The organism is Amycolatopsis keratiniphila subsp. keratiniphila, from assembly GCF_001620365.2.
Taxonomy (GTDB): Bacteria; Actinomycetota; Actinomycetes; order Mycobacteriales; family Pseudonocardiaceae; genus Amycolatopsis; species Amycolatopsis keratiniphila.
On the sequence record NZ_LQMT02000029.1, the window covers coordinates 39,676 to 52,171 of the forward strand.

Consider the following 12,496-nt stretch of genomic DNA (forward strand, 5'->3'; position numbering starts at 1 on the left):
GCGACCGATTTCGGCCATAAAACGTGAGTAGCGTTCGGGTTATGGATCGAAGAGCGTTCATGGTGGCCGCCGGTGGCGCGGCGGCGGGGGCGGCGATGCTGCCGGGACAGGCCGAGGCACAGGCGAAGTGGGGCCCGCACGGGCCTGTCGTCCGCTTCAACATCCTGAGTGACATCCAGGGCGACCTCACCGACTTCGGCAAGGCGCTCGACGACCTGAACGCGGTCAACCCGCGCAGTGCGGGGCTCGGTATCGCGGGTGATCTCACCCCGCGCGGCTACGACTTCGAGTACGCCCAGCTTCGCTCGACCTTCGACAAGCATCCGCATCCGCGCGAGGTCGCGTGGGCCATCGGCAACCACGAGTTCTACGTCCCGAAATGGCGGGACCCCGACACACTCGCCCAGGAGACCTGGCCCAACGGGACGACCGAGGACTCGCTGTTCCGCAGCTTCTACCGGTTCGCGGGCCGCAACACCGTCTACAGCGAGACGTCGTTCGGCGGGGTTCCGGTGCTGTGTCTCGGGACCGAGCGGTACGCGAAGTACCACGACCCCAAGCTGTGGGACGAGGTCTGGATGAGCGACGGCCAGTTCACCTGGCTTGAGCAGCGGCTCCGGTACTGGTCGAACCGGCGCAGCCCGGTGATGGTGCTGACACATCATCCGTTGCCCAACACGGTCTCCGGTACGCACAACGAGCTCTACCGGTCCGACTACCTCCAGGCCGACAGGCTGCTCTCGATCCTCGGCCGTCACCGCGACGTGTTCCTGTTCTCCGGGCACACGCACTGGGATCTCAACCTGTCGGACTGGGTGGTCCGCCGGGTGGTCCCGGGCACCGGCAACCTCGAAGGGTTCACCGTGGTCAACACCGCGGCCGTCCAGACGGGGTGGACGGACGACGGCAAGGGCGGGGAAGTGTCCCTCGGCGGCGCGTTCAACCAGGGACTGCAGGTGGAGGTCTCGCCCGGCTCGGTGGTGATCAAGGCCCGCGACTTCACCACGAAGTCCTGGCTGAAGCAGATCACCGTGCCGCTGCACAACTCCTGGGGTTTCGCGTGACCGGAGGGACGACACACGTGTTCGAACGGACGACACGTGTGACTGGACGGACGGCGAGCGGCGGCGCGAGCGTGTCGTCCGTCTGATCACGTGTGCCGTCCGCTCAAACACACGAAAGCGCCGGTTCGGCCCGTCGCCTTGTGAGCGGTAACGACGGTTAGAGCGGACCGGATTCGCTACCTGCATACCGGACCTGGCCTAGGCGGCCGACGATGTAGGAACTGGGGCGTTGAGTGTCCCGATTCCTACATCGTCGAGTGCCGGACGCGACGTGACCCGGTTCGGGCCGTGCACATGCCCATAAGTACGTGAAGGCCCCCTTCATTGCGCCAGGCGCAATGAAGGGGGCCTTCACGTACTTAGCAACCGCCGACCTCAGCTGGCCGGCTTGACCTCGGTCCTCGGGTCACCGTCGACCGCCGCGGCCAGCTGCGGGACGATCCGGTCGATCACGTACGGCAGGCTCAGCACGGTCACGAAGGAGACCGCGCTGCCGTAGTTGCCTTCGTTCTCGATGAAGACCTCGCGCTTTTCCTTCGCCACCTTGAGACCGGTGTAGAGCGCGTCCTTGCCCAGGATCTCCTGCGCCTTGGCCGGGGTGTCGATGAGCCACACGAGCGCGTCGCGGTCGAGCAGGTCGGTCCGTTCGGCGCTGAGGCTCTTGCCGAACTTGTCGCCGATGACGGCGTCGAGGTCGGCGGGCAGCTTGAAGCCGAGCGATTCGAGGATGTGCGAGCGGCCGTCCTGGCTGCCGTAGACGAAGTAGCCCTCGTAGGTCGACGCCATCAGTGCCGACTTGCCAGCGAACTCCGGGTGCTCCTTGCGGGCCTGGGCGAACTTGTCCTCGACGGCCTTGACCAGTTCGTTCGCCTTGGTGGCGCGCCCGACGGCCTGGCCGACCTTCTTGGTCGCCTCGTTCCATGGGATGCCGTAGTCGTTGTACTCCTTAGGCTGCGCGACGACCGGGACACCGATCTGGCTCAGCTTGTCGTACTGCTCCTTGGTGAGCCCGGAGTACAGCGCGATGATCAGATCCGGCTTCAGCGCGGCGATCTTCTCGTACTGCGGCCCGTCCACGTCCTTGAGCACCTCGGGCAGCGCGGCGCCGCCCAGCTTGTCGGTGGCCCACGGGCCGATCGTGCCGGGGAACTTGCCGAGCCACTCGGTGACCCCGACCGGGACCACGCCGAGGGCGAGCAGCGCGTCCTGCTCGGTCAGGCCGACCGTGACGACGCGCTTGGGCTCCTGGGTGATGGTGGTGCTGCCGTACTTGTGCTCGATGGTGGTCGGGAACGCGTTCGCGTCGACCGCGGAGCCGGCGGAGTTCTGCGCGGCCGGGCTGGCCGACTCGCCGCCTCCTCCGCACGCGGTGAGCGAGGCGGCCAGCACCAGGGCGGACGCCAGTACACCGGCGGTCTTCAGGCGCCCTCGCACGGCGGAGAGGGTGGGGATTCGGGCCATCATCCGTCCTTCGTGATCGGAGGTCCGGCGGGATGCCGGATTAATCGAGAATCAGGTTTGGCTAACCTAAGACGCCGACGGGCCGATTGCAACCGGTGACGGTGCGTCCCGGGTCACGTCTGTGAACGGTTGTCCGACCAGGCCGCCCAAAGCGTTGCGTATTGACCACCCGAGGCCACGAGTTCGTCGTGTGTCCCGCTTTCGACGATCGCGCCCGCGTCGAGTACGACGACGCGGTCCGACGCCGCCGCCTGCGTCAGCCGGTGTGCGACGACGAGACCGGTCCGTCCCTCCAAAGCGGCGGCCGCGGCGGCTTCGAGGACTTTCGCGCCCGCGCTCCCGGCTTCCGCTGTGGCCTCGTCGAGGATCGCGATCGGCGGATCCGCGAGCACCAGCCGCGCCAGCGCCAGCTGCTGCGCTTGGGTGACCGTCAGCTGATGACCGCCCTCGCCGACGACGGTCGCGAGACCCAGCGCCTCCGCCCAACCCCGTGCGCCGACCTTTTCCAGTGCTGCCAACAGATCCGAGTCGGACGCGTCCGGACGGGCGAGGCGGAGGTCGTCCGCCAGCGAACCGGCGAAGACGTGCACCTCCTGGCTGATCAGCGCGACCGCCCGCCGCGTGGCGGACGGCCCGAGCTCGTCGAGCGGGACCCCGCCGACGCAGATCGTTCCCGAAGCAGGGGCGTGGATCCCGGCGATCAGCTTGGCCAGCGTCGTCTTCCCTGCCCCGCTCGCCCCGACCAGCGCGACCCGCTCACCGGGGGAGAGGTCGAGGTCGACGTCCCGCAGTACCGGGTGTCCGTCCACATAGGAATGAGAGATCCCGGCCGCCTTCACCGACGCGTCGACGGGCCTCGCGGGCCGCTCGGGTTCGCGCGGTGCGGGCAGATCGGCGACCCCGACCAGCCGGGCGAGGCTCGCGGCGGCCGCTTGCGCGTCGTCCACCAGCGCGAGCGCGGTGTTGATCGGGCCGAACAGGCTGTGGAAGTACAACGCCGCCGCGGTCGCGGCACCGACGGTCACCGCGTCCGCGCCCACCAGCAGGAAACCGGCCGCGAGCACGGCCGAGAGACCGATGAACTCGGCGAGGTTGAGGCGGGCGAAGAACTTCGTCATCAGCCGGACACCGCGCAGCATCAGGTCCATCGCGCCCTCGGACCGCTGCCGGACGCGCTCCACGTGGGCGTCGGCGAGCCGGAACGCGCGGACGGTCTTCGCACCGCCGATCGTGTCGAGCAGTTGCTGCTGCTGCGAACCGGTCGCGATCCGCTGCTTCGCGTACAGCGGGACGGCGTTGCGGACGTACCAGCGCACGGTGTGCAGCTGGATCGGCGCCGCCAGCAGTGCGGCGAGCAGGAATCGCCAGTCGAGGACGGCGAGCGCGCCGAGGGTCAGCACGATGGTGAGGACCGAGCGGCCCAGTTCGGGCAGGGCTTCGCGGACCGCCCTCGCGACCACCGTGACGTCGTTGGTGACGCGGGCGGTCAGGTCGCCGGAGCCCGCGCGTTCGATCTGCTCCAGCGGGAGCCCCAGCGCGCGGTCGACGAACCGTTCGCGCAGTTCCGCCAGCAGGGTTTCGCCGAGCTTCGCGGTGAGCGAGACACCCAAAGCCGTCGTGATCGCCTGAGCAACGGCGACCAGGACCAGCGCAGCCACCGGCGTCGCCAGTTCGGTCGCGGGCCGTTTCTCGATGACCAGGTCGACGATGTGGCCGAGCAGGCGGGCGGTGAGCAGCCCGATCGCGGTGGCGCCGACGAGCATCGTGAGCGCGCCCGCCGCGCGGGCCTTCGACGTGCGAAGAAGTTCGCCGAGGACCGCCCGGATCCGCTTGCCGTCGGCGGTGGGCAGGAGTTCGCGGGTCATGACAGCACCGCCGCGCGGTAGTCGGCGCGATCGCGGACGAGTTCGGCGTGACCGCCCTCGCCGGTGATCCGGCCGCCGTCGAGGACGACGACGCGGTCCGCCACGGCGAGCAGGGCGGGGCTCGTGGTCACCAGGATCGTGGTCCGTCCTCGTCGTAGCCGGGCGAGCCCGGTGGCGATCTTCGCCTCGGTCACCGTGTCGACCGCCGTCGTCGGGTCGTGGACGACGAGCACCGGCGCGTCCGCGGCGAGCGCGCGGGCGAGCGCGACCCGTTGCCGCTGGCCGCCGGAGAGGGAACGTCCGCGTTCGGTGACCGCGGTCCCGGTGCCGTCCGGCAGCGCCGCGGCGACCTCGTCCGCCGCCGACGCGGCCAGTGCCTCGTCGAGCGGGCCGTCCCCGGCGTGGACGTTCTCCGCGAGTGTCCCTTCGAACAGATCCGCGTCGTGTGCCGCGACCAGGACGACCTCCCGTACCCGTTCGGGGTCCACAGTGGACAGATCCACCCCGTCGACGTGCACCCGGCCCTCGGCGGGGTCTGCCGCGCGGCCGAGGCAGTCGAGCAGATCGGTCGCGGCGGCCGGATCCGCGGCGACGACGCCGATCAGCTGCCCGGCCGGGACGTCGAGGTCGACACCGCGAAGGCTGCCGTACGAGACCGCGTCGAGCCGCACGTTCCCGCCGGCGGGCGACGGGAGTTCGCCGTCGCCCGGTTCGACCGCGGCGGGCGTGGTCAGCAGGTCGGCGACCCGGGACGCGGACGCGCGGCCTTGCGCGAGCTCGCCGTTGACCCACGAGAAGATCAGGAACGGCGTGAGCAGGAACTGGGCGAGCCCGACGGCCGCGACGAGGTCGCCGACGCTGATCGACCCCGACGACGCGAGATGCCCGCCGACGAGGGCGACGATCGCGATGAAGACGCCGGTCAGCGCGAGCACCGCGCCGTCGTGCCAGGCCTTGGCCCGCGCGGCGCGCAGTGTCGCCTTGAGCGAGTCCTGGCTCGTGTCGCGGTAGCGGGCGACGGCGGCCGGTTCGGCGCCGATGCCCTTGAGCACCCGCAACCCGGAGACCAGATCCGTGGCGACCCCCGATGCATGCGCCGACCGCTCTTGTTCCGCCTCGCTGCGGCGTTCGAGCGGTTTGCCGATGAGATGCGCGAGATACAGCAGCGGTGGCGTGCCCAGCAGCACGAGGAGCCCCAGCGGCAGCGAGATGCGCAGGAGGGCGACCGCGCTGACCAGCACCCCGGCCAGCGCCGCGATCCCGAACGGCAGCACCGCGTTCACCACTCCGACGCGTTGCGCGTCGCTGGTGCCGATGTTGACCAGTTCCCCGGCGAGCTTGCCGTTGTCGGCGCCCCCGCCGGGATGCAGGACGCGACGGCTGATCGCGATGCGGAGGTCGTGCGCGGCCCGCAGCGACGCGCCTTCGGCCGCGCGCGCGGCGAAGCGGTAGCTGTAGGACAGTCCCGCGAAGACCACGGCGAGCACGGCGAGCCAGAACACGAGCGTGCCCACGGAGCCGCCGTCGACCGCCTGATCGATCACCACGCCGATGATCACCGGAACGAGTGCTTCGCCGCCTTGGTGCCCGGCCGCGAGCACGGATGCGAGCGTGACCTGCCGTCGTTGCCCGGAAATCGCCTGGCGCAGGACGCTTCGGCTGGTGGTGGCCGTTGCGGTCACCGGCGCCTCCTAGTTCGCGGGGTAGGTAAGGCTAGTCTAAGTAGGTAGCTCGTTGAGGTGAACTCCGGCGTTCGGTTAGCCTCGCCTCACTCGAAGGAGGTCCCGTGGTCGTCACCGAACGCCCGCCCGAAGCGGCGTCCCCGCCCAGCACGGCGGCACGGACGTTCCGCGCCGGCGGTCTGGTGGTCGGGCTCGCGCTGCTGGCGCTCGTGTTCCTGCTCAGCATCTGGGTGGGGTCGAAGAGCATCCCGTTCACCTCCACCTGGTCGGTGCTGTGGCACAACGACGGCTCGACCGACGCGGTGATCATCCACGACCTCCGTATCCCGCGGACCCTGCTGGGCCTGGTCGTCGGCGCGGCGCTCGGGCTCGCGGGCGCGGTGATGCAGGCGCTCACCAGGAACCCGCTCGCCGACCCCGGCCTGCTCGGCGTCAACACCGGTGCCGCGGCCGCCGTCGTCTCGGGGATCGCGTTCGCCGGTGTCACCAGCGTGCTCGGCTACATCTGGTTCGCCTTCGCCGGCGCCGCGATCGCCTCGATCGTGGTCTACGTCCTCGGCTCGGCGGGCCGCAGCGCCACGCCGGACCGGCTCGTGCTCGCCGGTTCGGCTGTGATGGCGGTGCTCCAGGCGTACATCGTCGGTGTGCTGCTGTTGATGCCGGAGACGTTCAACCAGTTCCGCTTCTGGAACGTCGGCTCGCTCAGCGGCCGCAAATGGGACGTCTTCCTGCAAATTTCGCCGTTCGTCGTGCTCGGCGTGATCATCGCGCTGCTGCTCGCGCGCCCGCTCAACGTCCTCGCGCTCGGTGACCAGACCGGCAAGGCGCTCGGCGCCCACGTGGGCCGCACCCGGGTGCTGGGCGCGGTCGTGGTGATGCTGCTCTGCGGCGCGGGCACCGCGGCGATCGGGCCGGTCCTGTTCCTCGGGCTCGCCGTGCCCCACGCCGCGCGGATGCTGGTCGGCCCGGATCAGCGCTGGGTGCTGCCGTACTCGATGCTGCTCGCGCCGATCGCGCTGATCGGCGCCGACGTCGTCGGCCGCGTGCTGAACCCTCCGGAGGAACTGCAGGCGGGGATCGTCGTCGCGTTCCTCGGGGCGCCGGTGTTCATCGCGCTGTGCCGCCGCCGGAAGCTGGCCCGCCTGTGATCACCAAGGAGCACCCACGGATGAGCACCCGCGTCCTGCGCACCCCGGGCGGCGGGCTTTCCCTGCGCGTCACCCCGCGGGCCGCGATCGTCGTCGCCCTGCTGGCCGTCGCCGTGTTCTTCGTCGGCGCGGTCAGCATGACCACCGGCGACTACCCGCTCTCCGTCGGCGAGGTCATCCAGACGCTGTTCGGTTTCGGCGACCGGGCCACCGAGTTCATCGTGACCACGCTGCGGCTGCCCCGGCTGCTGACCGCCCTGCTGGTCGGCGGCGCGCTCGCGGTCAGCGGCGCGATCCTGCAGAGCCTGTCCGGGAATCCCTTGGGCAGCCCCGATTTCATCGGCTTCACCGAAGGCGCGGCGGCCGGTGCGCTGCTGACGATCATCGTGGTGCACGGCGGCATGCTCCAGGTGTCGCTGGGCGCGCTGGTCGGCGGCGTCGCGACGGCGGCGTTGATCGCGCTGCTCGCGCTGAAGGGTGGCGTGCACACCTTCCGGTTGATCCTCGTCGGCATCGGCGTGAACGCGATGCTCATCGCGTTCAACTCCTACCTGATCACCAGGGCCTCCTGGCAGGACGGGCTCGCGGCGCAGGCCTGGCTGGTCGGCGGGCTCAACGGACGCGGCTGGGAGCACGTCGTCCCGGTCGCGATCGCCCTCGCTGTCCTGCTTCCGCCCGGGTTCGTCTACGGCAGAAGGCTTTCCCTGCTGGAGATGGGCGACGACTCGGCCATGGGGCTCGGCGTGCCGGTCCAGCGGAGCCGGATCGTGCTGCTCGCCGTCAGTGTCGGGTTGTGTTCGATCGCGACCGCGGCCGCCGGGCCGATCGCGTTCCTGGCCCTCGCCGCGCCGCAGCTTTCGAAGCGGCTCACCCGCTCTTCGGGACCGGGGCTCGCCGCCGCCGCGCTGATGGGCATGCTTCTGCTGGTCACGAGCGATCTGGTCACGCAGCAGTTCTTCGCGGGCCTGCCCGTGGGCCTGGTGACCGGGGCGATCGGCGGGCTGTATCTGGCCTGGCTGCTGGTGTCCCGGCGCGGGGTCAGCCCGGCTGCGCGCTGACCGGCTCGATCGGGGCGGGCTCGCCGAAGCGGGCCAGCGCGAGCGCGGCGGAAACGGCGAGCACGAAACCGACCGCCGCCACGGCCGCGAAACCCGGTCGCGTGGTGTCGCCGAGCACGAGCACGCCGCTCAGGGACGGGAAGACGGTCTCGCCGATCACCATCATCGCGGTCGAGGTGGTGACACTGCCGCGCTGCAACGCGGTGGCGTAGAACAACATCGCCAGCGCGCCCGCCACACCCAGCGTGTACGTGGCCGGGTCGGTCAGCAGATCCAGCGGGGCGAGGCTGGTGAGGGCGCGGCCGGACAGTGCGACGACACCGAAGCACAGACCGGCGATCAGGCCCAGCGCCGGTGTCCGGATCCGCCGTGCCGCGCGGCCCGCGAACATCCCGGCCGTGCCGAGGACGACCACCGCGCCGATCAGCACGAGCCGGAAACCCAGCCCGGTCGGCTCCGAACCCTCGCTCTCCGCCGACATCCCGAGCAAAGCGAGCCCAGCGCAGACGACCGCGACCGCCGTCCATTCGCGACGGCCCAGCCGGACGCCGAGCGTCCGCGCGGCGACCGCGGTCACCGCGAGACTGCCCGCCAGCGCCGCCTGGACCACGAACAGCGGCAGCACGCGCAGCGCGGCCACCTGGGCGACGAACCCGATGACGTCCAGCGCCAGCCCCGCGACGAACTTCCACTGCCGCAGCACCCGCACGAGCAACCGGGGATCGACGCGGTCTTCGGCGCCCGAAGTCGCCTTCGCGGCGATCGCCTGCATCACCGAAGCGACGCCGTAGGCACAGGCCGCGAAGAACGCGCAAATCAATCCCCACCACATGGATCCCGAGCCTAGCCCTGCGGTGCCCACCCCGAGATCTCGCGAGTCCCGCCTTCAATCACGCGAGTTCGCCGCTCAATCACGCGAGTTCGCCGTCTGATCACGCGAGTTCGCCGTATGTGTAGAGTGAGTCCATGTCGAACACGAGTTCGAGTCGGGTCGAGCCGGTGGAGCGGGCTTGGCCGGACGGGATCGCCGAGGACGAAACCGGGATCCAGTGGGACTTCCTGCGTTTCCTGCGCGCCACGGCGGTCAACAAGGTCGCCGGGCTGACCAGGGAACAGGCGGTCGCGACACCCCTGCCGTCGTCCCCGCGGATGAGCGCGCTGGGAGTGCTCAAGCATCTGACCGCGGTGGAACGCTGGTGGCTTTCGATCGAGGCGGGCGGCGCGGATCTGCCGTCGCTGTGGGAAGGCTCACCGGATCCGAGCTGGGACCTGGCCGAGGACGACGACCCGCGCTCGGTCGTCGAGGCATACCGCGCCGAGTGGGCGTTGTCGGAGTCGTCGCTGGCCGGCATCTCGCCGGACGACCGGGCGCGCAGGTCGGGGAAGTTCACCGTGCGCTGGGTGCTCGCCCACGTGCTTCAGGAGACCGCGCGTCACGTCGGGCATCTGGACGTCCTGCGGGAGCTGGCCGACGGAACCACGGGGGAGTAGCGCCGTAAGGTGTGCGCCATGGCTGACAGGCTGTACTTCCGGCAGTTGCTCGCGGGCCGTGACTTCGCGGTCGGGGATCCCATCGCGACGCAGATGGTCAACTTCTCCTACCTGATCGGCGATCGGGAGACGAACGAGGCCGTCGTCGTCGACCCGGCGTACGCCGTGGGTGATCTGCTGGACCTGCTGGAAGCCGACGGCATGCGGCTGACCGGCGTCCTCGCCACGCATCACCACCCCGACCACGTCGGCGGCGAGATGATGGGGTTCTCGCTGCCGGGGATCGCGCAACTGCTGGAGCGCGTCCAGGTGCCGATCCACGTCAACGGCGCCGAAACGGAGTGGGTCCGCCGCACCACGGGCGTATCCGGCACCGATCTGCGTTCGCACGAGCACGACGAGGTCCTCGAGGTCGGCGCGGTGCCGATCCGGCTGCTGCACACACCGGGCCACACACCTGGCAGTCAGTGCTTCCTGGTCGACGGGAAGCTCGTCTCGGGGGACACGCTGTTCCTCGAAGGCTGCGGCCGGACCGATTTCCCCGGCGGCGACGCGGAAGCCATCTACCGGAGCCTGCAGTGGCTGGCCGGGCTGGACGGCGATCCGGTCGTCTATCCGGGGCACCAGTACTCCGCCGAGCCGTCTGCGAACCTGTCGCGGGTGAAGGACACGAACTTCGTGTTCCAGCCGAAGTCGCTGGAGGAATGGCGGCTGATGTTCGGCGGCTGAGGCGCATCCAGAGGACTGAACGCGTCCAGATCGCGGGACGCGGAGCCCGCCGATTGACCCGGCCCGCCCCGGAAGCCGAAGCTCGGAACCGTGACGCTCAAGCTGCATTGGTTCCTGCCCACCACCGGGGACGGCCGGACGATCGTCGAGCACTTCCACGCCAGCCGCGCCGCCGGGGCGTCCTCCGCGCGTGAGCCGAGCCTCGACTATCTCGCGCAGATCGCCCGCGCCGCCGAGGCCAACGGTTTCGAAGGCGTCCTGACACCGACCGGCACCTGGTGCGAGGACGCCTGGCTGACGACGGCCGCGCTCATCCGCGAAACGCGAAGCCTCAAGTTCCTGGTCGCGTTCCGTCCCGGGACGATCTCGCCGACGCTGGCCGCGCAGATGGCCGGGACGTTCCAGCGGATCTCGCAGGGGCGCGTGCTGCTCAACGTCGTGACCGGCGGCGACGCCGTCGAGCAGCGCCGATTCGGCGACTGGCACGACCATGACGAGCGGTACGCCCGCACCGGCGAGTTCCTCGAGATCGTGCGCGGGGTGTGGACCGGAAAGCCGTTCGATTTCGACGGCGAGCATCTCAAGGTCGAGGGGGCGACCACGCGGGAGGCGCCTGATCCGGTCCCTCCGATCTACTTCGGCGGGTCGTCCGCGGCGGCACTGCCGGTCGCGGCGAGGCACGCCGACGTCTACCTGACCTGGGGCGAACCGCCCGCGCAGGTCGCCGAGAAGATCGCGAAAGTCCGCGAACTCGCCGAGGAGCAGGGTCGCAAGATCCGTTTCGGCATCCGGCTGCACACGCTTTCCCGTGACACGTCGGCGGAAGCCTGGGCCGAGGCGGGAAAACTGCTGGACGCGATCGACCCGGAGCGGATCGCCCATACCCAGAAACAGTTGTCCGCCAGTGAATCCGTCGGCCAGCGACGAATGGCCGCGCTGCACGGCGGGAAGACCGGCGGTGGCGTCCGCGGGCTGGAGGTGTACCCCAACCTGTGGGCCGGGATCGGCCTGGTGCGCGGCGGGGCGGGCACCGCGCTCGTCGGCAGCCACAGCGAGGTGGCCGATCTCATCGAGGAGTACCACGCGCACGGCATCGAGGAGTTCGTCCTGTCCGGATACCCGCATCTGGAAGAGGCGTACTGGTTCGGCGAAGGAGTGCGGCCGGAGCTGGTCCGCCGCGGGCTCGTCGCGTAAAGCCGTTACAGGGTGCGGGAAAGAGCCAAAGCCGCGGTCCGGACCGCAGGCGCGACGCGGTTGGTGTGCATGCGATTCGACCAGCCGGAGATCGACAACGCCGCCACCGCGACACCGTGCGCGTCGAGCAGCGGGCTCGCGGCGCAGACGACGCCGACGCCGGACTCCTCCCGTTCGAACGCGATTCCTTCATCGTGGATCTTGGTCAGCTGACGGCGAAGCAGACCGGCGGCGGTGATCGTCCGTACGCTGACGCGGGGCAACCCGGCCTCGATCACTTGTGTCACCACGGATTCCGGCGAGAAGGCGAGGATCGCCTTGCCGACGCCGGTGGCGTGCGCGGGGAACCGGCCACCGATCCGGGACGGCAGTGACGGCGCGTCGGGCCCCCGGAGGATGTCGAGATAGACCACCTCGGTGCCTTCCAGGACCGCGAGGTGCACGGTGTTGCGGGTCGCCTCGCGCAGATCCGCGAGATACGGCCGCGCCGCCTCGACGAGCCCTCGGCGCCGGACCGCCAGCTGGCCGATCTCGAACAGCTTGAGCCCGAGCCGCAACGCCGCGCCCTCGCGTTCGAGCAGACCGGTCGCGACCAGATGCCCGGTGAGCCGGTGGACGGTCGACTTCGCCAACCCCGTCCGACGCGCGAGCTCGGAGACGCCGAGCGCGTCGTCGCCGGGGCGGAAGGCGGAGAGCAGCGCGGAGATACGGGCGGCGACGAGGCCGTCCGCTCCGGTTCGTTCCGGGTCGTCGTTCCGCCCAGCGGCACGCATGGGTTGAGTGTGCCCTATCCGCTCGGGGAGC

General features: G+C 70.4%; 11 protein-coding genes. 6 read left to right on the forward strand and 5 right to left on the reverse strand.

The window, feature by feature from the left end:
• Positions 1-41 precede the first annotated feature (41 nt).
• The gene (locus AVR91_RS27725; RefSeq protein ID WP_228709375.1) at positions 42-1,064 is read left to right on the forward strand and encodes a metallophosphoesterase family protein; all 1,023 of its coding nucleotides are present in this window, start codon (positions 42-44) and stop codon (positions 1,062-1,064) included.
• Between the two features lie 375 nt (positions 1,065-1,439).
• Here the strand turns inward: AVR91_RS27725 and AVR91_RS27730 are convergent, their stop codons facing one another.
• The 3 genes from AVR91_RS27730 to AVR91_RS27740 form a co-directional block, all read right to left on the reverse strand.
• Positions 1,440-2,525 carry an iron-siderophore ABC transporter substrate-binding protein gene (locus AVR91_RS27730; RefSeq protein ID WP_063273548.1) on the reverse strand — a complete coding sequence of 362 codons (1,086 nt, stop codon included), beginning with the start codon at positions 2,523-2,525 and terminating at the stop codon, positions 1,440-1,442.
• A gap of 113 nt (positions 2,526-2,638) precedes the next feature.
• Positions 2,639-4,390, reverse strand: coding sequence for an ABC transporter ATP-binding protein (locus AVR91_RS27735; RefSeq protein WP_063273515.1), 1,752 nt, complete (start codon positions 4,388-4,390; stop codon positions 2,639-2,641).
• Positions 4,387-6,072, reverse strand: a complete 1,686-nt coding sequence (locus AVR91_RS27740) for an ABC transporter ATP-binding protein (RefSeq protein WP_063273516.1) — start codon at positions 6,070-6,072, stop codon at positions 4,387-4,389. The genes AVR91_RS27735 and AVR91_RS27740 overlap by 4 nt, the downstream gene beginning before the upstream one ends.
• 104 nt (positions 6,073-6,176) lie before the next feature.
• On the opposite strand from AVR91_RS27740, the gene AVR91_RS27745 reads away from it, so the two are divergent.
• Both AVR91_RS27745 and AVR91_RS27750 read left to right on the forward strand, forming a co-directional pair.
• Entirely contained in the window at positions 6,177-7,220 is a 1,044-nt protein-coding gene (locus AVR91_RS27745; RefSeq protein ID WP_063273517.1) for a FecCD family ABC transporter permease, read from the forward strand.
• 20 nt (positions 7,221-7,240) lie between these two features.
• Positions 7,241-8,278: a FecCD family ABC transporter permease gene (locus AVR91_RS27750; RefSeq protein ID WP_051552942.1), complete on the forward strand. Its 1,038-nt coding sequence runs from the start codon at positions 7,241-7,243 to the stop codon at positions 8,276-8,278.
• Here the strand turns inward: AVR91_RS27750 and AVR91_RS27755 are convergent.
• The gene (locus tag AVR91_RS27755; protein WP_063273518.1) at positions 8,259-9,110 is read right to left on the reverse strand and encodes a DMT family protein; all 852 of its coding nucleotides are present in this window, start codon (positions 9,108-9,110) and stop codon (positions 8,259-8,261) included. The two genes, AVR91_RS27750 and AVR91_RS27755, sit on opposite strands and share 20 nt — an antisense overlap.
• Positions 9,111-9,244: 134 nt before the next feature.
• Between AVR91_RS27755 and AVR91_RS27760 the strand changes: the two genes are divergently transcribed.
• The 3 genes from AVR91_RS27760 to AVR91_RS27770 all read left to right on the forward strand — a co-directional run bounded on the left by AVR91_RS27760 (position 9,245) and on the right by AVR91_RS27770 (position 11,692).
• On the forward strand, positions 9,245-9,769 hold the full coding sequence (locus AVR91_RS27760; RefSeq protein WP_063273519.1) for a DinB family protein: 525 nt from the start codon (positions 9,245-9,247) through the stop codon (positions 9,767-9,769).
• Between the two features lie 18 nt (positions 9,770-9,787).
• Positions 9,788-10,498, forward strand: a complete 711-nt coding sequence (locus AVR91_RS27765) for an MBL fold metallo-hydrolase (RefSeq protein ID WP_063273520.1) — start codon at positions 9,788-9,790, stop codon at positions 10,496-10,498.
• 90 nt (positions 10,499-10,588) lie between these two features.
• Positions 10,589-11,692 carry an LLM class flavin-dependent oxidoreductase gene (locus tag AVR91_RS27770; protein WP_063273521.1) on the forward strand — a complete coding sequence of 368 codons (1,104 nt, stop codon included), beginning with the start codon at positions 10,589-10,591 and terminating at the stop codon, positions 11,690-11,692.
• Positions 11,693-11,697: 5 nt separating this feature from the next.
• On the opposite strand, the gene AVR91_RS27775 is transcribed toward AVR91_RS27770, so the two are convergent.
• The gene (locus AVR91_RS27775) at positions 11,698-12,465 is read right to left on the reverse strand and encodes an IclR family transcriptional regulator (protein ID WP_063273522.1); all 768 of its coding nucleotides are present in this window, start codon (positions 12,463-12,465) and stop codon (positions 11,698-11,700) included.
• Positions 12,466-12,496: the final 31 nt, after the last annotated feature.

Bases quoted from the DNA above. Each gene is read 5' to 3' on its own strand.
- AVR91_RS27725 (WP_228709375.1), top strand. From the start codon at position 42: ATGGATCGAAGAGCGTTCATGGTGGCCGCCGGTGGCGCGGCGGCGGGG.
- AVR91_RS27730 (WP_063273548.1), bottom strand. From the start codon at position 2,525: ATGGCCCGAATCCCCACCCTCTCCGCCGTGCGAGGGCGCCTGAAGACC.
- AVR91_RS27735 (WP_063273515.1), bottom strand. From the start codon at position 4,390: ATGACCCGCGAACTCCTGCCCACCGCCGACGGCAAGCGGATCCGGGCG.
- AVR91_RS27750 (WP_051552942.1), top strand. From the start codon at position 7,241: ATGAGCACCCGCGTCCTGCGCACCCCGGGCGGCGGGCTTTCCCTGCGC.
- AVR91_RS27755 (WP_063273518.1), bottom strand. From the start codon at position 9,110: ATGTGGTGGGGATTGATTTGCGCGTTCTTCGCGGCCTGTGCCTACGGC.
- AVR91_RS27760 (WP_063273519.1), top strand. From the start codon at position 9,245: ATGTCGAACACGAGTTCGAGTCGGGTCGAGCCGGTGGAGCGGGCTTGG.
- AVR91_RS27765 (WP_063273520.1), top strand. From the start codon at position 9,788: ATGGCTGACAGGCTGTACTTCCGGCAGTTGCTCGCGGGCCGTGACTTC.
- AVR91_RS27775 (WP_063273522.1), bottom strand. From the start codon at position 12,465: ATGCGTGCCGCTGGGCGGAACGACGACCCGGAACGAACCGGAGCGGAC.